The 18588-nt window shown below is 68.3% G+C and carries 21 protein-coding genes and 1 tRNA gene; 17 read left to right on the top strand and 5 right to left on the bottom strand.

Features of this window, described 5'->3' with window-relative positions:
• Positions 1-165: 165 nt before the first annotated feature.
• Positions 166-855: a phosphate signaling complex protein PhoU gene (phoU, locus tag ACFY3C_RS31515; RefSeq protein WP_386573707.1), complete on the top strand. Its 690-nt coding sequence runs from the start codon at positions 166-168 to the stop codon at positions 853-855.
• Between the two features lie 132 nt (positions 856-987).
• Positions 988-1143: a hypothetical protein gene (locus ACFY3C_RS31520; RefSeq protein ID WP_179851626.1), complete on the top strand. Its 156-nt coding sequence runs from the start codon at positions 988-990 to the stop codon at positions 1141-1143.
• 65 nt (positions 1144-1208) lie between these two features.
• Here the strand turns inward: ACFY3C_RS31520 and ACFY3C_RS31525 are convergent, their stop codons facing one another.
• On the bottom strand, positions 1209-1943 hold the full coding sequence (locus ACFY3C_RS31525; RefSeq protein ID WP_390773179.1) for a GAF and ANTAR domain-containing protein: 735 nt from the start codon (positions 1941-1943) through the stop codon (positions 1209-1211).
• 197 nt (positions 1944-2140) lie between these two features.
• Between ACFY3C_RS31525 and ACFY3C_RS31530 the strand changes: the two genes are divergently transcribed.
• Entirely contained in the window at positions 2141-2452 is a 312-nt protein-coding gene (locus ACFY3C_RS31530; RefSeq protein WP_386573709.1) for a hypothetical protein, read from the top strand.
• Positions 2453-2753: 301 nt separating this feature from the next.
• On the opposite strand, the gene ACFY3C_RS31535 is transcribed toward ACFY3C_RS31530, so the two are convergent.
• On the bottom strand, positions 2754-2975 hold the full coding sequence (locus ACFY3C_RS31535; protein ID WP_386573710.1) for a CarD family transcriptional regulator: 222 nt from the start codon (positions 2973-2975) through the stop codon (positions 2754-2756).
• 459 nt (positions 2976-3434) lie between these two features.
• Here ACFY3C_RS31535 and ACFY3C_RS31540 point away from each other — a divergent pair, with 459 nt between their 5' ends.
• From ACFY3C_RS31540 to ACFY3C_RS31560, 5 genes are all read left to right on the top strand, one after another.
• Complete coding sequence (locus ACFY3C_RS31540) at positions 3435-4748, top strand: hypothetical protein (RefSeq protein WP_390773180.1); 1314 nt, start codon at positions 3435-3437, stop codon at positions 4746-4748.
• A 139-nt stretch (positions 4749-4887) separates the two neighbouring features.
• Positions 4888-5148, top strand: coding sequence for a hypothetical protein (locus tag ACFY3C_RS31545; protein ID WP_390773181.1), 261 nt, complete (start codon positions 4888-4890; stop codon positions 5146-5148).
• Between the two features lie 90 nt (positions 5149-5238).
• Positions 5239-5313: transfer RNA gene (locus ACFY3C_RS31550), tRNA-Trp, on the top strand.
• A gap of 119 nt (positions 5314-5432) precedes the next feature.
• Positions 5433-5687 carry a ribosomal protein L7/L12 gene (locus tag ACFY3C_RS31555; RefSeq protein ID WP_390773182.1) on the top strand — a complete coding sequence of 85 codons (255 nt, stop codon included), beginning with the start codon at positions 5433-5435 and terminating at the stop codon, positions 5685-5687.
• Positions 5688-6250: 563 nt separating this feature from the next.
• Complete coding sequence (locus ACFY3C_RS31560) at positions 6251-8257, top strand: YncE family protein (RefSeq protein ID WP_390773183.1); 2007 nt, start codon at positions 6251-6253, stop codon at positions 8255-8257.
• 490 nt (positions 8258-8747) lie between these two features.
• Here ACFY3C_RS31560 and ACFY3C_RS31565 read toward each other — a convergent pair whose 3' ends face one another.
• The 3 genes from ACFY3C_RS31565 to ACFY3C_RS31575 form a co-directional block, all read right to left on the bottom strand.
• Positions 8748-9689, bottom strand: a complete 942-nt coding sequence (locus tag ACFY3C_RS31565) for a hypothetical protein (RefSeq protein WP_390773184.1) — start codon at positions 9687-9689, stop codon at positions 8748-8750.
• A 191-nt stretch (positions 9690-9880) separates the two neighbouring features.
• On the bottom strand, positions 9881-10477 hold the full coding sequence (locus tag ACFY3C_RS31570; protein WP_390773185.1) for a GNAT family N-acetyltransferase: 597 nt from the start codon (positions 10475-10477) through the stop codon (positions 9881-9883).
• Positions 10470-11237, bottom strand: coding sequence for a GntR family transcriptional regulator (locus ACFY3C_RS31575; RefSeq protein WP_390773186.1), 768 nt, complete (start codon positions 11235-11237; stop codon positions 10470-10472). The genes ACFY3C_RS31570 and ACFY3C_RS31575 overlap by 8 nt, the downstream gene beginning before the upstream one ends.
• A gap of 762 nt (positions 11238-11999) precedes the next feature.
• On the opposite strand from ACFY3C_RS31575, the gene ACFY3C_RS31580 reads away from it, so the two are divergent.
• From ACFY3C_RS31580 to ACFY3C_RS31620, 9 genes are all read left to right on the top strand, one after another.
• Entirely contained in the window at positions 12000-12269 is a 270-nt protein-coding gene (locus ACFY3C_RS31580) for a DUF6284 family protein (protein WP_390773187.1), read from the top strand.
• Positions 12266-12439 carry a hypothetical protein gene (locus tag ACFY3C_RS31585; RefSeq protein ID WP_390773188.1) on the top strand — a complete coding sequence of 58 codons (174 nt, stop codon included), beginning with the start codon at positions 12266-12268 and terminating at the stop codon, positions 12437-12439. Before ACFY3C_RS31580 ends, ACFY3C_RS31585 begins: the two co-directional genes overlap by 4 nt.
• Positions 12436-13323, top strand: coding sequence for a DUF2637 domain-containing protein (locus ACFY3C_RS31590; RefSeq protein WP_390773189.1), 888 nt, complete (start codon positions 12436-12438; stop codon positions 13321-13323). Before ACFY3C_RS31585 ends, ACFY3C_RS31590 begins: the two co-directional genes overlap by 4 nt.
• Positions 13324-13402: 79 nt before the next feature.
• Complete coding sequence (locus ACFY3C_RS31595; RefSeq protein ID WP_390773190.1) at positions 13403-13720, top strand: hypothetical protein; 318 nt, start codon at positions 13403-13405, stop codon at positions 13718-13720.
• On the top strand, positions 13717-14022 hold the full coding sequence (locus tag ACFY3C_RS31600; RefSeq protein ID WP_390773191.1) for a hypothetical protein: 306 nt from the start codon (positions 13717-13719) through the stop codon (positions 14020-14022). Before ACFY3C_RS31595 ends, ACFY3C_RS31600 begins: the two co-directional genes overlap by 4 nt.
• A 92-nt stretch (positions 14023-14114) precedes the next feature.
• The gene (locus ACFY3C_RS31605; protein ID WP_390773192.1) at positions 14115-16232 is read left to right on the top strand and encodes an FtsK/SpoIIIE domain-containing protein; all 2118 of its coding nucleotides are present in this window, start codon (positions 14115-14117) and stop codon (positions 16230-16232) included.
• Between the two features lie 207 nt (positions 16233-16439).
• Positions 16440-16907 carry a hypothetical protein gene (locus ACFY3C_RS31610; RefSeq protein ID WP_390773193.1) on the top strand — a complete coding sequence of 156 codons (468 nt, stop codon included), beginning with the start codon at positions 16440-16442 and terminating at the stop codon, positions 16905-16907.
• 88 nt (positions 16908-16995) lie between these two features.
• Positions 16996-17742 (top strand): DNA methylase, encoded by a 747-nt coding sequence (locus tag ACFY3C_RS31615; protein ID WP_390773194.1) that lies wholly within the window; start codon positions 16996-16998, stop codon positions 17740-17742.
• Positions 17743-17774: 32 nt separating this feature from the next.
• A complete protein-coding gene (locus tag ACFY3C_RS31620) occupies positions 17775-18587 on the top strand; it encodes a DNA primase (RefSeq protein WP_390773293.1) in 813 nt (270 codons plus the stop codon).
• Position 18588 lies beyond the last annotated feature (1 nt).

The raw sequence follows: 18588 nt of genomic DNA on the forward strand, positions 1-18588 counted from the left end.
CAGAGTTCACCTTGGAGCCAGTAGTGGTTCATTTGGGGTGGCAGAAACGGACGCGTGCGAGGCAGAACGTGGGAGCGTGGGGTTCGCACCGCCGGTTTCGCCACGGGGCGCCTGGTGTCACGGCCCCCGGAAGCCCCGAAAGAGAACATACGAGAGGGAACCCTGATGCGGGACGCGTACCACGAGGAACTTGACTCGATCGGCGACGGTCTGGTGGAGATGGCCCGGCTGGTCGGGTCGGCCATCGGGCGCGCCACGACGGCGATCCTCGACGCCGACCTGAAGCTGGCCGAGAGCGTCATCGAGGCCGACAAGAAGGTGGACGAGCTCCAGCACGACCTGGAGGCGCGGGCGATAGCCCTGCTCGCCCGCCAGCAGCCGGTGGCGACCGACCTGCGGATCGTCGTCACGTCGCTGCGCATGTCCGCCGACCTGGAGCGCTCCGGCGACCTCGCCCAGCACGTGGCGAAGCTGGCCCGGCTGCGCTTCCCCGAGCGCGCCGTCCCGCACGACCTGCACGCCACCATCCTGGAGATGGGCCAGCTCGCGCAGCGCCTGATGGCCAAGGCGGCCGAGGTGATCGTGACGAAGGACGTCGACCTCGCCCTCCAGCTGGAGCAGGACGACGACGAGATGGACCAGCTGCACCGCACCCTCTTCCAGCACCTGATCGACGAGCGCTGGAAGCACGGCATCGAGACGGCCGTCGACGTGACCCTGCTGGGCCGCTACTACGAGCGGTACGCCGACCACGCGGTGGCCGTCGCCAAGCGCGTCGTCTTCCTGGTCACGGGTGAGCACGCGGACGAGCTGCAGCCCGACATCCAGCCCGTCACCGGGGTCGACGAAGCCTGACACCGGCGCTGCCCCGGGGGCTCGAAGGCCATCGGGCAGGGCGCGCGGACGCCTCTGTGCGCCGTTGATGCGCCCGGAGAAACGGGCATGGAATGGGCGAGGGCATCTGGCCCCAGTGTCGAGGAGGGACCCATGGCCGAATCCCCCAGCACCACGCCCGACCCCACCCAGGAGCGCGAGACCGACCAGCCCGCCGAGATGAGGAGCCTGCCGCTCGTGGCCGCGTGCGGCTGCGGTTCCGGCTGCGGCTGCGGCTGCCAGTCGGGCGCTCCCTGCCAGTGCGGCTGACGGCGTACGACCTGTGAGGGGCCCCGGTGACTCCGGGGCCCCTCACTTCGTCCACCGGGCACCGGCTACTGGAAGCTGAGTCTGCGGGCCAGGACCCTCCGGGCGGCCTGGCTGACCGTACGGCCCTCGGCGAAGGCGCGGGCGCGTATCCGGTCCAGGGCCTGCTCGGGGTCCAGGTCGAGCTGGACCATCACCATGCCGACGGCCTGCTGCACCTCGGTGTGATCGGCCTGCGAGGCGCACACCCAGGACGCCGCCTCCCCCTCCTCTCCCCTCTCCTCTCCCCTGGGCCGCAGATCCGTCAGGGCGTCCGTCAGGGCGTCCCGCACCCGCAGCGCGGTCCGCAGATCCGGCTCGGCCAGTCCGCCGGGCCGGTCGCAGTACAGGTCGAGGGTGCCGATGGCGGTGCCGGTGACGCCGAGCGGCACGGAGAACACGGCGGCCACGCCGAGCCCGACGGCCTCGTGCGCGAAGATCGGCCAGCGGCAGGTGTCGCGCCGCCCGGCGAGGTCGGCCGCGAAGACCGGAACGCCTTGATCGAGGGCGGTCTGGCAGGGCCCCTCCCCCACGGTGTACTGCAGCTCGGCGAGCCGTGCGGCGACGCGGTCGCTGGCGCACCAGGTCACCCGGATCCCGCGCCCGCCGGACAGCGACACGGAGGCGCCGGTGACGGGCAGCAGCCGTACGCAGGCCGTGCAGAGCGCGTCGGGAACCCGCCGCGGATCCCCGGCCCCCCGCGCGGCTGCGGCGAGCGCCGCGCCGACCCGCGAGGCCGACTGCTGGGACTGCCCGGACTGCATGGTCATCACCCCCGGCACGGCGTGCGGTGAGCGGGTCCCGTGCCTGCCGGGTTCCCCGGTTGCGCGGAGCTAGTGCACGACACGTCGTACGGGCCGGGCGGCAATCCGAAAAGGCGCCTCGGACGTATGGGAAGTAGGGCCGCAATCTGGGGGTACGTCCCTGGTCGGCTCGTTCCGGAAGGAAGAGTGCATCCATCATGCGAGCACACGACGCGGGGCGTCTGCTCGCGGTGTCCGCGGCCGGCGTTCTGCTGGCCGGCGGCGCCGCGATCGGCACGGCGGGCACGGCCTCAGCGGCAGCCCCCGCTGTGCACACCCAAGTGACCACCGACTCGTGCTTCGGCCACGACAACGGGCGCTGCTTCGACCGCGGTGGATTCCGCTTCGACCACGGATTCCGCTTCGATCACCGCGGCTTCTGCTTCAACCACCCCGGGTTCTGCTTCGGCCACCACCACTTCGACAACCGCTTCGGCAACGGATCCGTCGTGATCGTCATCGTCGGGTAGCGGCCGGCCGGCCCGGGACCACACGGAAGGACGAACAACTCACTCGGCAGCAAGAAGGCCCGGGTCACGGCCCGGGCCTTGATCTTGGTTCTTGCTAAGCCGCCTTGGGTCGCGCCGCACGAACGCCCGAGGCGGGCTCCTGTGCGTCCTCCAGCGGCAAGGTCTCGTCTTCCCCGAAGTCGGGGGCCTGGAAGGGGTTGGTCGCCGGAGGCGGCGATGCCGCGGTGGAGCGGCGGGGTTGCCCTTCCAGGGCGGAGAACAGCGACGTCGTATCGATGGGAGGACTCTCTTTCCTTCGGTCCTACAGCTTGGTCATCTTGGCGTACGGGCTCAAGATCCGCATTTGCGCCGAGCCGAAATCCACGAGCGCCGCGATTCCGTCCTCGATGCCGACCACTCGGCCGAGGCCGTACATGTCGTGGGTGACCTGATCTCCCACGGCGAAGTGCTTGGGAGCCGGTGGAACCGGGGCCTTGAAGGGACTCGTAGGCAGATGGCGCTTCGGCGCAGCAGGCTTCGTCATGGTTCAGTATGGGCCTACGTGTGTCCCGTTTACTGTGGCCGTCAGCACAGATCCACACGGGAACACCCGCTTCATGCCCCTGACCTGGGGTTTCGAGACCTGATGAGGCGAAACCGGACCGTAGGTCCCATCTCAGGACCCGTCAGGGCCAGAGCGCACGGGATGTTGGCCCGACTTGGGGAAAGTGCCGAGCCGACGGGTGACAAGCGGGCGAAGTCAGGCCGCCCGCGGCGGGAGAACGTGGTCGGCTGATTCCGGCATCCCACGTCGACGACCTGCGCCAGGACGGACCGGGCCGCTGGTCGAAGCGCACCCGTCGGGGTGCCTCCTGGTGCGGAAGGAGGAACCCTCATGTCCTGGCAGTGCTTCCGATTCCGAGCGCAGGGGCCGGAACACGGTGTCCGACGATCGCGTCCAGGCCGGCTCCTGGCCACGGCCGGCCTGGCGGCCTGTGCCGTGATGGTCCTTCCGGTCCCGTTCGCTCATGCCGCCACCGTGGACGTACGGTGCTCGGTCCGGGATCTGGTCGAGGCGATCAACACGGCCAACGGCTCACCGGGCGCCGACACCCTCCGGCTGGCCCGCAAATGCACCTACAAGCTGACGTCTCCGGACGCGACCAATCCCGCCAATGGCCTGCCCGCCATCACCAGCGAGATCACCATCGACGGCAACGGTGCGAGAATCACACGCGCCAAATCTGCCCCGGCCTTCCGCATCCTCTTCGTGGCCGGCACGGGCACTCTGACGCTCAACAAGACCACCATCAAGGGCGGCAGGGCGACAGACTGCCCCGGAGCCCCCGTCCCTCCCTTCCCTCCTGGGCAGGTCTGCGGTGGCGGCATCAACAACCAGGGCACCCTGACGGTGAATCACAGCCAGGTCATCGACAACATCGCAACGTCCAGTGTCTTCGCCGAGGGCGGTGGCATCGACAACGACGGCACGGCGACCCTGTACGACACCGACGTCAGCGGCAACATCGCCGAGTACACCGGCACCGAAGTGAACGGTGCCGCGGGCGGCGGGATCGCCAACGACGGCCCGCTGACGCTCAGGTACAGCCACGTGCACCACAACACCGTCACCGTCACACCGAACACCGGCAGCTTCGCGCTCGGCGCCCTGGGCATCTTCGCCCCGGTGACGATCGAGCACAGCGTCATCAGCGACAACCGCTCCAGCGCCCGGGGCGGTGTCGCGCGCGGCGCGCTGAACAACGCCTCCACGGTCACCATGACGGACAGCGTCATCCGCGACAACACCGCCAGCGCCCCGGGCGGCACCGTCAATGGAGGCGCGGTCGGGAACGGAGGCGACCTCACGATGACCAGATCTCTCGTCGTCCGCAATCACGCCACCGCACCGAACGGGGGCACCGTCACGGGCGGCGCGATCAGCGTCGGTCCTGTCGGCAAGCTCACCCTGCGCGACAGCCAAGTGCTCGGCAACACGGCCAGCGCAAGCGGCGGCACCGCGCGGGGCGGGGGCATCAGCAACCTCCTCGGCGGCACGGTGAAGGCCGAGCAGTCCTCCTCGATCAGCAAGAACACCGCCGAGGCTCCGAAGGGCGGCACCGCCCAGGGCGGCGGCATCTTCCACGCCATCGGCACCACGACCCTGGACGACAGCACCGTCACCGAGAACAGAGCCGGCGACGGGGGCGGCATCTTCAAAAACTCCGGCACGGTCACGCTGAACAACACCGCGGTCAAACGCAACAAGCCGAACAACTGCGCCCCACCGAACAGCGTTCCTGGCTGCACTGGCTGAGCCCACCGGGGTCGAGGCCCGCTTTTCAGCGGGCAGACGGCCGGCCGGGCGTACGGCGCTGGTTGCTTGAGGTTGGCAGCGGTCGGTCCTGGGCGTGGGGGTTGGTGTACTTCCCTGCTGTACAGCAGCCAGATGCGCGATGTACAACATCGCCATGACGACTCAACCGACGCGGGCGATGTGGTGGGCCGAGACGGCAGTCTGCCTTGCCGTGGCCGCCGCGACCCTCACGGCGATCGGTTTTCTGGGGTCGTTGGCAGCCGGGGGCCACCACGTGACCCTCGACGTCGTGCCGTCGACTTTGTTGATCGTGCTGTCCATCGGAGTCGGCGTCTTCGCGAGCGGCCGGTTCAGGGCGTGGGGGTTGCGTCGCAGAGCCGAGTGCCACACGCAACCTTGAAAACCGTCGTGGCGCGAGTTGTCCGATCGGGCACGGCAGGGGCACGGGCCCTTTGGCAGCAGCGGGAGTCCATAGGATGACGGACGGGGCGGGGCCGTAGCGCAGAGGTCGTCGCGCGCGGTCTCCAAAATCGCGAGGACGCCGGTTCGAATCCGGCCGGTTCTGCCTTCCCGCCCGTCCTACTTGCCCGCAGGGCCGTGGTCGCCGTCTTCGGCAGCGCAATGCCCGGTGTCTGAGATGGCTCAGGCACCTACGCTCCTGATCAGAACGGGAGGGAACCAGGGATGGCGGTCGAATACTTCACGTTGGTCTGTGCCGACGTGCCCAACGACGTGGTGCTCGTCCACCTGGGTGCCTGTCCACTCGACGTGGCCCAGGTCGTACGCCGACTGGCAGGACTGAGCCTCTGGCGTAGCAAGGTTCTGGTGGATCAAGCCCCGGTTGTGATCCTCGACGGCATTCCAGAGGAGGCCGCCGAGATCGCTGTCGCGGCGCTCCGCGATGTGGGCGCACAGGCAGAGGTGAGGCAGCAGACCTGATCGCACTCCGTCGGTCCTGGCACCCGACTCGCCCGACGGCCCGGCCAGGCAGCTCACGGCGCGGAGACGGCCCAGGGACGGCCCAGCCATGGCCCACATGACCGGCGTCAGCCGACGGAAGTGGCCCGCACGGTGCCATCACCTTGGTCGATGGCCCACAGGCTCTCCACCGAGGCCGGAGGCCAGTCGTCCTCTGTCTCAAGCCGGAAGTGCACCTTGACGTACGGGCCGCCGGGATTCGTCGTGCTCCCAGGATGCACGCGTCAAACAGGCCGCCTGGAGGGGGCTCAAGTAGGGGCGAGTGTGCCGCTGGCCTGCTGCGATGGCAGCCGCCGTCCGCGCTTGTCTGGGGCTGTTCGCCAGCGTTGTCACGCAGTTGGACACTCACCACCGTTGGACCGAGCCGTACCGAGTGCGCGCCTGCCATAGAAGGTGCTCGGCTCCTGGGCGGCATCCAGTGGGACCTGCGGAGACTCGCGCAGTTGTGCCGTACAACCCTGAAGGGGCTCCAGGTGTCTTGTGGGCAGTCTTGTCTTCCTAGTGGGGGTTGCATCACTGTGCGTGTGCGCAGCATTTCGGCCGTGACGGCGCTGGCGGTCGCTCTCAGTTCTGGCGCCCTGATCGGGTCGGCCGCGGGCCCTGCTGTCGCCGACAGCAGCGCCACGCTGCCCATCACGTCCAGCGGCGACATCATCGTGGACGGCGTTCACCAGCGGGTCTTCATCAGTGACCCGTCGGGAGGCAAGGTCGTTGCCACCAACTACAACGGCACCGTCATCGGGACGATCACCTCGCTGCCGCAGGCTGACGGCCTGGAGCTTTCCGCCGACTCGGCAACGGTCTACGTCGCCGTGCCGGGAACCGATGAGATCGTGGCCATCGACACGGCGACGGTCACCGAGACTGGGCGGTACGCGACGGGTGACGGCACAGATCCGCAGCACCTGGCGCTCGCGGGCGGCAAACTTTGGTTCGGCTATGGCAGCGTCGGTCACGGCAACATCGGCTCTCTCGACCTGTCCGGCGGGCAGACGCAGGTGTCGCTCGCCCAGGAGGCCGACGGAACGTGGAACGACGCTCCCCTGCTGGACGCGGCACCCGGCGCTCCCAACACCCTGGCGGCCGGCTCGCGCCAGTACTACTTCACCCTCGGCATCTATGACGTGTCGTCCGGCACGGCCAGCCGGACCGCGTTCCTCGGCGGGCAGGACGCGGCCATCGGCAACACCGCGGAGGACCTGGCGCTCACCCCGGACGGCACAGAGCTCGTGGTGGCCACCACAGCAGGCGCCTTCCAGCAGGTCTTTCGGACCTCAGACCTGTCAGAGACCATCAGGTATCCGAGCAGCTACTGGGAACAACGGTCGGTTGATGTCGCGCCGGACGGCCTCGTCGCGGTGGGCACCGACACTTACGCCTCCTTCGGCCTCCCCCATGTGTCCATCTACAAGCCGGGTAGCAGTGCCCCGAGGCGGACCGCCAACTTCACCGACTACCAGAACGGAGTCGCCCAAGAGACCCTGCTCGACCACGGCGACCTCGCTTTCGCGCCCGACAGCAGCCGGCTCTTCGCGGTCACACACGACCTCCTCAACAGGTACCGCCTGCGCGTCGTCACCGACCCCAGCAAGGCCGTCACCACCATCACGGTGAACGCCCCGGCGACGGCCGACCGTGCCAAGTCGCTGACCGTCTCCGGCAAGGTCACGAACACGCTCGGGCTGCCCGCGGGGACCACCGTCGCGGTCACCCGAACGGACCTGGAGTCCCCGAACGGCAAGGCGCTCCCGGCCGCGACAGTGAAGGCGGACGGGACCTTCTCCTTCACCGACACCCCGCCCGCGGGCGGCAAGGTCACGTACAAGGTCTCCTATGCCGGCGACGCCGATCGCACGACTGCCTCCGCCTCCGACGCGGTCGAGGTCTCCCGGAGCTCTGCGACCCTGACAGTGAACAAGAACGGCAACGTCTACGCCTACGCCAGTAACGTGACGTTCACCGCCCACCTCGGCACGACGTACAAGAACCGGACGCTCTCGCTCTACGCGGACACCGCGGGCGACGGCAAGGGCAAGTACCTGGTCAAGACCGGCACGGTCAACAGCGAGGGCAACCTGTCGGTCACCTTGCCCCTGAAGCGCGACACCACGGTGAGCGCGTCCTTCTCCGGCGACGCGCGGACCGCCCCGAAGACGGCCGAGAGCTGGGTCGGCGCGAAGGTCAGGGTGTCGCTGAGCCTGAGCCGCTACTACAAGACGGGCACGGTCAACGGGCACACCAAGTACTACTTCCGGAAGACGACCAATCCGCTCCTCACGACCACGATGACGGCCTACCCCGGCCGCTCGCAGAGGCTGCAGTTCCAGATCTACTACGACGGCGCCTGGCGGTCGGCGGGGTCCCAGTACTTCAAGCTCGACTCCACGGGCAAGTCGGTGGTGGAACTGGGCGGCACGCACCAGACCGGCTACTCGATGCGCGTGCGGTCGTCCTACGTCAACGACTCCTCGGGCGACACCGTGAACTCGACCACGCACGGCTCCTGGAAGTACTTCACCTTCACCAGCTGAAGCCGCCCGCCCCCAAGGCCCAGAGACGGCCCCAGCACAGCAACAAGCCCCCCACCCGCAGAGAACCTGCAGGTGGGGGGCTTGATCAGTGGAGCTTACTTCTTCTTGCCCTGGGTCTGGCGGGCCTGCGTTTTTGGCCAGGTCAGCGGGACACAAACTCTCGCTGACCTGCGATCGGGCGGTCATGGTTGGTCGTTGTTGAGCATTGCTTGTCGCCCTCGGAGGGCCCAGAGAGGGCCCGGCGGGTGTCGCCCCGGATCCTCACGAAGAGGAGCAGCCTCCCACCCGGCTTGCTGGCACCGCCTTCCCCCTCGCCCGCTGGAAACGCGAGCAGCCCCGGATCTCTCCGGGACTGTCTTTGTGCACTCGGCAGGATTCGAACCGCAACCTTCTGATCCGTAGGCGCATGCACCGTCCGCTCTGGATCACTCAAGGCTCACGATCAGCAGATTGGGGCTCTGAGTAGGGAGCTTCCGCATGCCCATAAGGCTCAGATAGTGCCGCGTGTGAGCGTGTCACCATCGCCATTTCCTTCCATATCCGGCAAGGAAGACATAGCGGTGGCGAGTGCTTGCAATGCCGCTTCTGGACGGGTCAAGATTTCGGGGTAAGTCGTCAGGGCGTGCATCTCAAGTTGCGTGAGATTGCGCACCAGAACCACCTGACGGCCGTTCGCGACGTACTTGACGAGAAATACTGAGCCTATCTGCACACAGGCACGCTCGGTTCCCTCCAGCGCGGTTAGAAGGTTGGATACGGCTTCACTCTCTTTGGTGTTAACTTCAGCCTGTCGCAGTTCGAGGTGTGCCAGCTCAAGGCCGCGCTCTACTTTAGAGAGGCGACTCTTTAGTTCATCCATGCCTACTTGGGCAGCGGCGCGCGACCTCCTAAAAATGGAGCCACGCCGCACCTCTGGCTCCCCGACCTCCTCATACCCCAAGGCGTTGGCGAGTTCCTGGACGCTTTGAATAATCCTGGAAATCTCACCCTCATCGTCCGAGGCAATATAGACGGAAACCGGAATCTCGTTACTAGTGGAACCTGCCTCGTCGCCACCCGATCGAGGCAGGTCAAGCCTGTCCTCGACAGCTTCCGCGAAGGCCAAGAATCCACCGTTCCCCAGGGGGACGATGCGCTCAGCCTGATATGGCCGGACCACAACCTGCACGTAAATCGGATTTAGATCCGGATCGAAATATCTGGTAGCCAACTGGCGATTGTAATGAGAGAGCTGCTCCCGGATGTCCCTGAGCGAAGCTCGAAGGTCTTCCATGGCTGCTGGAGTGAGCCTGATGGTCTTCCCTGCCAGGAGGGCTTCGAGGCGGAGAGCCTCACGAGCTATTTCATGTGCGAGATGGCTTGGTGGCTCCATGGCCTGAGCGTAGCGAGATACGCCCTTGATCACATCGAAGACCACGGAATCGCCGGACACGGCTCAACGCGCCCTCGCTGCCGGTGCAGTGACGGCCCATAGACGGTCAAGTCACGCGCTCGATCTGCCGCCATCAGTAGCGGCAGGGAACGAGCCAGCGCCGTGCCCGGCCGTCGGCCAGACCCGTCGGCGGGCGCGCTCTTCCACTGCGGCTAGCTCCAACTCAACCAGTTCATCGGGGATGTCTGCCGCTACAGGCCCGTTGTCCAACCCCACTCCGGGTTGCCGTTCTCATCCACCTTCCAGGCTTCCAGCCCCAAGTACCGAGGCCCGGCACCTACGGTCACCCCTGCCGGCCGCTGATACAGGGCGCCGGAGCGTCGATGGGGGAGATCCACGGTCCTGACGTGGGTAAAGCCCTGCGACTCGTAGTACCGTCCAAGATCAGAGTTCGTCTTCCAGGCGTCAACCCGAAGCCACGACTTACCCAACTTCGCGGCTTTCTGGGACGCCCAATCGAGCATTGAGACACCCAATGAGCTACCACTTACGTTCGGCCGGACGATAATTCGGTGCGCATACAAAGCACTGTCGGGCAAATCACCCGGGAGCCAGAATTCGGGGTCGGCGAACCCATCCACCGTGATTGTCCCCAAGTATTCGGACCCATTGGTCATCACATACGCATGCCCTTGCTCAATGTCGCGAGAAAGCTTCTCCTGGTTAGCGGGGTATTGCCACTGATCAATCATTTTTGACTTCAGCCACCTACCAGCCTCTGCCCACATGGAAGCGATAGCGTCAGCTTCATTTCGATCGGCAGGCCGAATGGTGACGCGGTCATCCATCGTTTTCCCCTGTTCCCAACTCATAGCGGAGGACATTGCGATCGGTCGGCATTGCTGTGATGGTCACCCGAACCGGCCCTGTTTCCGTGTAGCCGACGCGAGTCCTGACCAGTAGTGGAATCCCTGCCTCGACGGCGAGTTCGGCAGCCTGCTTAGGGTTGGGCATCACCGCTGTGACGTCGTCAACGTAGCGAGTCTGCTTATGCCCAAGCGAGGCCATGTAGGCGATGACCCCTTCGGGGATATCCGCCGGTTCGGCGATTGGCGTGTTTTTGACAAGCTCGTGAGGGTAGTAAGAGTCTTCGGTCGACCATGGCTGGTCATCCACGAAGCGCAGCCGCCGTCGCACCAGAACGAGTTCACCCGGCTCCATTTCAAGGCTTTGCGCAATGCTCGGACCGGCATTCTCGATGCTGACTGAAATTTCCTGGCTGGGCGTTCGCCCTTGCTCTTGGATGTCCTGCACCCACGCGTCCACGCCTGCGGCCAAACGCCTGTTGTGGTCTTCCGAGCGGGACGAGTTGTAGACCAAGACGTCCTGCCGATGGACCATATAAGCCCGCCCTTGGCTGGCAAAGACGAGCCCCTCCGCCACGAGCCGCTGTAGCCCAAGGCGCACAGTGTTGCGGGAAGCGTCATAGACCTCCATGAGCTTCCGCTCGCTCGGCAACTTGCTGCCTGGCGGGTACTCCCCGCTTTGAATCTTCGCCCGCAGGCTGGTCGCCAACTGCACGTACAGGGGTTCGGAGCGCGTCGCCATAGCCCCATGATGCCCCACTAGGCCCACTGGTTGGTACGAGTAGGACCAAACTGCTTGACAGCTCACACCGGCGGGTGCAGCATCATGTCAGGCAACTGGTTGGTACCAGCAATACCAGAGGTGCCAGACGGTCGTGAGCGCCCAAAGGAAAGCCCCGCAGGGGTGAGTACGGAGGAAGCGTCAGTTGGTTGAGAACTCAACAGGGTGTTGATTTGGTGGGGTGTGTCCCCGCCCCCGCAACGGCCGGTGTGATGGCCGTTGGCAGCCACTTAGTGGCAGGTGAGCGTGTCCTGCCCTGTGTGTCAGCTCTGGAGAACGCTCGCGCGGATCATCCCTTCCTTTCGGGATGTCAACCGCTCGGGTGCCACCTGATGCACGCTGCCCTGCTGGCGTCAGAGCAGTGACGATGACGCACCCGATGTTCCCGGCTCGGGACCGGTGCTCCGTGGCAACGGTGCGCTGGTGAAGCCGTATCCCTGCGCTCTGCGGGAGGTCGGTGTGTACCGACGACATACGAGGGCGCCGCCGCGGTGGACCGGCCGGCGGCGCCCGTGCAGTTCCCCGGTCCGTCTCTTCCTGGCCTCGCAGCGCCTACAGCTGCGGCCGGTTGCCTCCCTCGCCCGTCCGGCCCTGCTGCGTGCAGCGGCTGTACGGGCGAGACGCGGGGAGCCGGATCACCCGACTCCAACGGCGCGCGGCTCCCGGGGTGCCACCCGGGAGCCGCTGTTCGGGCCGTTCCACCTGTGAGAGGAACACGACCCAATGAGCCACATCGTCACTGTTCAGAACGCTGTTACCGCGTTCGCCGACTTCATGGAGCCGACGGACGCGGAGCTGGACGCGATCGAGGACGAGATGCCGCTGATCCTGGCGGAGGTCGACCTCCTCGACGCACAGATCCTCACCCTGGACCGCACGCCGACCGAACTGGACACCCGCCGCACGCGCCGCGCGCTGGCCCGGGTGCTCGCCGAGCGGGCGACGCTGGCCAACCGCACCGCCGCCGCGAGCCTGCCGGGCGGTGCCGCATGACACGCATTCGCCGCGCCCTGCGGCGCCTTCTCGTCCGCCTCTTCCCTGCGCCGCCGTCCGTCCCGCTCACGATCGTGCCGGACTACGGCGACGACCACGAATGGATGGGTGAGCGGTTCATCTGGGAGCCCGGCGACTGGGACGAGTACGACGGGGAGGCCGGCCGATGAACCGCAAGGGCCGCATCCTGCTCGTGGCCGCACTGGTCGCCGTGGTCGGCATGGCGTTCCGGGTCTCGTGGAACGCGCTGCGCGACATCGCCAACGCCATCGGCGCCGACACCACCGCCGCCACCCTGTACCCGTTCGTGGTCGACGGCCTAATGGCGCTGGCACTGGTCGCCACGCTGGTACTGGCCAGCCACGACCGCACGTTCGCCCTGCGGGTGCTGGGCACCTACACCCTCGCCTCGCTGGTGCTGAACTACGTGCACGGGCTGGTCCCCGAACTGCACGGCCGCGCGGTCGACTGGGGCCGCCTCGCCGACTGGGACCCCGCCAACTGGGCCCTGGTGCTGCTCGCCACGTCGCTTCCGGTCGGCTCGATCTACTTCGGATCGGACCTGGTGGCCAAGGTCCTGCACCACCGCCCCACCCCGATCGACACCGCAGCCACGAATGCGGAGGAATCAACTCAGACCAAGATGATTCGGTCTACGGCTGACCTGCACGAATCGGCCCCCGCCACGGTCACCCTGACCCGGCTCCCAGTGCCCGATCCCATCCCGGCCGACGCGGGAAAGTCGAGTCCCCCGCTCAAGCCCCTCCCGGCCATCACAGCCCCGATCGAGTCGACCCCGACCCCGTCGACGGCACAGCGGGCGGTGGCGGCCGAGTCGGCCCGATCGCCCCGGGCGACGTACCGGGTGCCGGCGGCCGCGAAGACACCCCGTGTGCGACGCACACCGGAACAGCTCCTGACCGAAGCGCGCACCGCTACGGCCGACTGGCCGGACGCGAACATCACCGGTGAGGGCATCCGCCGCGCCCTGCACGTCTCCCCGGTCAACGCGCGCAAGCTCCGCGACGCGCTGCTCGCCGAGCGGGCCGCCTGATGTCCGGCTATCCGCACTTCCCTCGGTACCTGCGAGCCCTGCGATCCCACCCGCACGGCCGCCTGACAGAAGGACTGACATGGGCAAGCCCGACACCCGCCGCCTGGACAAGGACATAGAACGGACCAACCGCAAGCTGGAGGCGGTCAGGAACCGCGAGACGTGGCCGCTGGACGGCAGGGAGCGGCGCGCGGTGCTGTCCGCGCTGGCCTCCGGCTCCTACCGCATCGTCCGGGGCAACAGCCCCGCCCGCGCGGAACAGAGGCTGGACACCGCGTGGCAGTCGGCCGAGACCCGGCTCATCACGGAACTCGCCGCCCTGCGAAGCGAGCGGCTGCGCGTCGTGCGCGAGGCCGCCGCCGAGCGGGCCGCGAAGAAGTCCTCCGGCTGGTGGTGAGCATGGACAACCGCTGTCCTGCCGCCCACCCGGACGACCCGACCCCCTGCACCGGCCCCGTGGCCGTGACCGTGCTCGACGCCCATAACGCCGGGGCCAACGGCTGCGAGCACCACGCCGCCCGGCTGCTGGCCTCCCTCGACGGCGGACGCGTCTACGCCCTGCCGGACGCCCCGGCCGGCGCCGCCCTGCGGGTGTTCAAGGCCGCCGACGGCATCCGCCCGTTCTGCTGGCTCGACGGCCCGCGCACCGAGCCGTCCCAGCTCAGCCACGCCGAGAACCGCGCCCGGCACGGCCGCTGAGCCCGCGTAAGCCCCGCCCGCACTGGTGCCGGGCGGGGTGGCCGCCCCTCAACTTCCCGCCCCTGCCAGGGGCAGTCAGGAGCCTTACCGCCATGAGCGGCAACGTCGTTCACCTGCACAAGGACACCGACCCCCCGGCCGAAGCATCCGCCGTGACCACGCTGACCGTGGTCCCCGACCCGCCCACCGCGCCGCCCGTGCCGCTGTGGGTGCGCTCCGGCCGCGCCATCAAGACCGCCGTCACCCACGACAAGACGAAGACGACCGCCCGCACGGTCGCCCGGCACTCCCTCTACGTGGCAGGTGGGGCCCGGATCGTGGCCCGCCGGGCGTGCGACGGCCGCACCGCCGCCCGCTACGAGCGCTACATGCGCACTGCGGAAGCCGTGGGGAACTTCGAGGCTGCGGCCGAGTGGGAGGAGCGCGGGCAGCGCTACCGCGAGGCCCGCCACCGCCGCCGCATGGACCTCCTGCACTCACCCGTCGACGCAGCCAAAGGCGCGGCCATCACCACCGGTATGGGCATCGGCGGACTGGTCCTGCTCGGCATCGCCATGGCCGTAGCCACCAAGGACGCGACCGACGTCGTCACCCCGCTGATGGCGGTCATCAAGTTCATCAACCTGATGATCACCATCGTGCGCGTGGTGTGGGGACCGGCCCTGACGATCGGCCCGTTCCTGGCCCTGCTCGCGCTGTGGTCGGTCGGCGCCCACCAGCAAGCAGCCCCCCAGTGGGCGCTCCCGGCCAACGTCCGTAACAGCGAGGGTGAGCCGATCACCCCGTCGATCGTGGTCAAGGCCCTGCGCGACCTCGGGATTCCGGCCCTGCGCAAGGCCATCCGGGAGATGGGCGATGCCGGCGCCTCGATGCTGTCCCCGATCGTCATCGCCGGATGCGGCGTGGAAGTCGACGTCACCCTCCCCTCGGGGGTGTCGACGAACGAGGTACAGGGCAAGCGGCGCAAGCTCGCCGAGAACCTGGGACGGCACGAGCACGAGCTGTTCATCACCATCCCGCAGGCGGCCCGCACGGTCCGGCTGTGGGTCGCCGACTCCGGCGCCCTGGACGAACCGATCGGCCCGTCCCCGCTGGTCACCGACGAGTCCCTGACCGCCAACTACAAGACCGGCAAAGCCCCCTGGGGCCAGGACCTGCGCGGCGATGCGGCGGCGCTGAGCCTGTATCAACGGCACCTGCTCATCACCGGCCTGTCCAACCAGGGAAAGACCGCAGCCCTGCGCTCGCTCGCGCTGTGGCTGGCCCTGGACAAGTCCGTGCAGTTCTGGATCGCGGACCTCAAGGGCGTCGGCGACTGGGCCATGTTCGACGGTCTCGCCGACATCCTCATCCAGGGGCCCACCGATGACCACGTCATCCAGGCCACCGAGATGGCCGAGGCCATGGTCGAGGAGATGAACCGCCGTCTCCAGGCGCCGCCCGGTACCGAGTTCCCGCCGCTGATCGGCATCGTGGACGAAGCGCAGGTGGCGTTCATGTGCCCGGTCAAGGACGAGGACAAGCGGCCGTACGGCGGCAGCAGCCAGCTCTCCCGGTACTTCATGGCCGTCCGCAAGATCAACAACCAGGGTCGTGCGGTGGACGTGCTGCTCTATCAGGGCACGCAGGACCCCACCGACCAGAACCTGCCCAAGCTCGTGCGCGAGGGCGCACACACCCGCGCCTCCCTCGTCGTCGGCACCGAATCTCAGGCCCGCATGGCACTGGGAGACAAGGCCGTCAACGGCGGCGCCGCACCCCACCTGCTCCGGCAGGACCTGGACAAGGGCACCCTCGTCGTCTCCTCCGGCGGCATCGCCATCCCCGCCGGGCAGACGTCCATCACCGTGCGCACCCACTTCATCGACGACGACGAGGCCGTCGTCATCGCCGACCGCGCCAAGGCCATGCGCAACGGGATCACCACCCTGCATGCCATCGAGCGCGACGAGGAGGAGCGGGACCCGCTCGCCGACATCGCCGCCGCCCTCGGCGACAGCCCGCGCCTGTTCACCCAGGACGTGCTCAAGCGGCTGTCCGTGCTGAACGAGGACGCCTACGGCGACTGGACGCCTGGTGACCTCAAGCGGGTGCTGGAGGCCCACGGCGAGGAGCCGAAGAAGTCCAACGGCCGCATGGTCGTCCGCCGCGACGACGTCCTTCGGGCGCTCGCCAACCGCGACGACGAGGGTTCCGCTTCCACCGCCTGATCGCGGGGAGGCACACCCACCCGGCCCGGGGAGGCGGGGAGATCTCCCCAAACCCCTCCCCGGGCCGCCTCCCTTGCTTTGATCAGCGAAAACACCCCTTCGGGGAGGCAGGGAGGTGCGCAGGTCAGCGCCCCTGAAACCCCCTGTACGCGGCACACCGAAGGGTGTGTCTCCGCCTCCCCAAACCATCACTCGAAGGGATTCCGCATGCACCCCGAACAGACCCGCAACGCGCCCGCCGGCCGGGCCGTCGACGTCCACCAGCCCGCACCCGTCACCGCGGCCGCCGTCATGCCGACGCCCATCGTCGCCGTGCAGCCGGGCAGCGTCCCGGCGGTCGCGAGCATCGTCCTGCCCGACGGCCGCGTCATCACCGGCTACGCCATCAACCCCATGCAGCCCGAACCCGTCGCGGCCAAGCCGCCCGTGTCCCGCGCAGCGGTGAACGTCGCCCTCGGGGGCGTCGGGTTCCTCGCGGTGTGCGGCGGGCTGCTCCTGCTCACCTCGTTCATCACAGCCCTGACCGCGCTCATCACCCAGCTCATCACCCTGGCCGCCGTCGTCTTCGGCGGCTGGATCGCCGTCCAGGTCTTCAGCGGACGCGACCACAGCAAGGGCGGCACGACGGTCAACATCCGCAAGGCCGTGATCAAGCGCAACCGCTTCTACCAGTAGCTACGCCAAGGGCGACCCCCCATTCCGCCAAGAACCGGGGTCGCCCTTGTCCAACCGTCCTCAACAGACCTGTTGGAGGTCATCCAGCATGACGCAACTCACCACCATCGGGCGAGCCCTCGCCTTACTCTCCCGGATCGAGCCCGTTCGGGTGCTGGACGCCTACTCGTGCATCGGGGGCTCCACCGAGGGCTACCGGCGCGCGTTCAGGAACTGCCACATCACCGGCGTGGACAAGGAAGCCCAACCGGACTACTGCGGGGACGCGTTCCATCAGGGCGACGCGGTCGAGTTCATCCGCGAGCACGGCCATGAGTTCGACTTCATCCACGCCTCACCCCCGTGCCAGGGTGAGGGCGCCCCGACCAAGGGCACGAACGCCGCCCGCAACGCGAGGATCGGCCGCACCTACCCCCGGCTCATCGTCCCCACCCGCGCCGCCCTGGAGGCCACCGGACGGCCGTACGTGATCGAGAACGTTCCCGGCTCCGAGGTCCGCAAGGACATCCGACTGTGCGGGGAACAGTTCGGCCTCGCCGTGCTCATGCACCGCTACTTCGAGCTGGGCGGCTGGACGACGGTGCAGCCCTCGCACCCTCGGCACCGGGGCTACGTGCGCGGGTGGCGCCACGGCGAGTGGCGTGACGGCCCGTACGTCGCCGCGTACGGCGCTGGCGGGGGAAAGGCCACCGTCGCCGAGATCCGCGACGCCAAGGGCATCGACTGGTCCACCGACCACCTTCGGCTGCGCGAGGCACTCCCGCCCGCCTACACCGAGTGGATCGGCCGCGCGTTCCTCGCCGCCCACGCCCCGACGCTGGAGGTCGCCGCGTGACCGCCGCCCCGACCCTGCTCGACACCGCGCTCATGCTCGCCGCACACGGCATCCCGCCCCTGCCCCTGCGGGCGGGGAAGGTGCCGTTCGGCAACTGTCCCGCCTGTACCGGCAACGCGTGCGGGGGACGGCCGAACATGAAGAACCCCGGCCCCTGCCGGTGCCCCGGCGTCTGCCACGCGTGGGCTGCCGCCACCACCGATCCGGACGTCCTCACCTCCTCGGCATGGGGGACGGCGTGGCGTCGGGCCGCCGCCGTCGCCTACCACCCCGGTGGCGCCGGCGTGACCGTCGTCGACCTGGACGACGCGGCGGCCGTCGCCTGGGCGCGCGCCACCCTGCCGACCACACGCACTGTGCCGACAACGCGGGGGGAGCACTGGATCTACCAGGGCGCCATGCGGTCCGTGAACGCCGTCCGCCCCGGCGTCGACATCAAGTCCACGATGGCTTACGCCCGTTGGCTCGGTCCCGGCACCGGCTCCACAGTCGCTCTCCCGGACGCTGTGCGCGCGCTGGCAGTAAAGGAGCCCACCACGGCTCGCATGGCGCCACAGACGCCCACAGCGCCCCTCAGGGGCGGGCAGGGGGACTGCCGCCACCGCACGCCCGCCTATTTGGACCGTGGCATCTCTATGGCCGTGCAGCGCATCAGCGAGGCCCGTAGCGCCATCCACGCGACCGTGTACCGCACGTTCCTCGCGGTGCTGTCGACGCACGGCCGGTGCGGCTGCCTCACCGACGCCCATGTCGCACGGCTGTTCACCGCCGCGCAGGCCAAGGGCGAGAGCCCGCGGCACTGCACGGACGCGTGGACCAACGCCCGCACCACGTTGGGACTGTGAC

The organism is Streptomyces sp. NPDC001410, assembly GCF_042895235.1.
In the GTDB taxonomy this organism is placed as follows: Bacteria; Actinomycetota; Actinomycetes; order Streptomycetales; family Streptomycetaceae; genus Streptomyces.

Bases quoted from the DNA above. Each gene is read 5' to 3' on its own strand.
- phoU (WP_386573707.1), top strand. From the start codon at position 166: ATGCGGGACGCGTACCACGAGGAACTTGACTCGATCGGCGACGGTCTG.
- ACFY3C_RS31520 (WP_179851626.1), top strand. From the start codon at position 988: ATGGCCGAATCCCCCAGCACCACGCCCGACCCCACCCAGGAGCGCGAG.
- ACFY3C_RS31525 (WP_390773179.1), bottom strand. From the start codon at position 1,943: ATGCAGTCCGGGCAGTCCCAGCAGTCGGCCTCGCGGGTCGGCGCGGCG.
- ACFY3C_RS31530 (WP_386573709.1), top strand. From the start codon at position 2,141: ATGCGAGCACACGACGCGGGGCGTCTGCTCGCGGTGTCCGCGGCCGGC.
- ACFY3C_RS31535 (WP_386573710.1), bottom strand. From the start codon at position 2,975: ATGACGAAGCCTGCTGCGCCGAAGCGCCATCTGCCTACGAGTCCCTTC.
- ACFY3C_RS31540 (WP_390773180.1), top strand. From the start codon at position 3,435: ATGGTCCTTCCGGTCCCGTTCGCTCATGCCGCCACCGTGGACGTACGG.
- ACFY3C_RS31545 (WP_390773181.1), top strand. From the start codon at position 4,888: ATGTACAACATCGCCATGACGACTCAACCGACGCGGGCGATGTGGTGG.
- ACFY3C_RS31555 (WP_390773182.1), top strand. From the start codon at position 5,433: ATGGCGGTCGAATACTTCACGTTGGTCTGTGCCGACGTGCCCAACGAC.
- ACFY3C_RS31570 (WP_390773185.1), bottom strand. From the start codon at position 10,477: ATGGATGACCGCGTCACCATTCGGCCTGCCGATCGAAATGAAGCTGAC.
- ACFY3C_RS31575 (WP_390773186.1), bottom strand. From the start codon at position 11,237: ATGGCGACGCGCTCCGAACCCCTGTACGTGCAGTTGGCGACCAGCCTG.
- ACFY3C_RS31580 (WP_390773187.1), top strand. From the start codon at position 12,000: ATGAGCCACATCGTCACTGTTCAGAACGCTGTTACCGCGTTCGCCGAC.
- ACFY3C_RS31585 (WP_390773188.1), top strand. From the start codon at position 12,266: ATGACACGCATTCGCCGCGCCCTGCGGCGCCTTCTCGTCCGCCTCTTC.
- ACFY3C_RS31590 (WP_390773189.1), top strand. From the start codon at position 12,436: ATGAACCGCAAGGGCCGCATCCTGCTCGTGGCCGCACTGGTCGCCGTG.
- ACFY3C_RS31595 (WP_390773190.1), top strand. From the start codon at position 13,403: ATGGGCAAGCCCGACACCCGCCGCCTGGACAAGGACATAGAACGGACC.
- ACFY3C_RS31605 (WP_390773192.1), top strand. From the start codon at position 14,115: ATGAGCGGCAACGTCGTTCACCTGCACAAGGACACCGACCCCCCGGCC.
- ACFY3C_RS31610 (WP_390773193.1), top strand. From the start codon at position 16,440: ATGCACCCCGAACAGACCCGCAACGCGCCCGCCGGCCGGGCCGTCGAC.
- ACFY3C_RS31615 (WP_390773194.1), top strand. From the start codon at position 16,996: ATGACGCAACTCACCACCATCGGGCGAGCCCTCGCCTTACTCTCCCGG.
- ACFY3C_RS31620 (WP_390773293.1), top strand. From the start codon at position 17,775: ATGCTCGCCGCACACGGCATCCCGCCCCTGCCCCTGCGGGCGGGGAAG.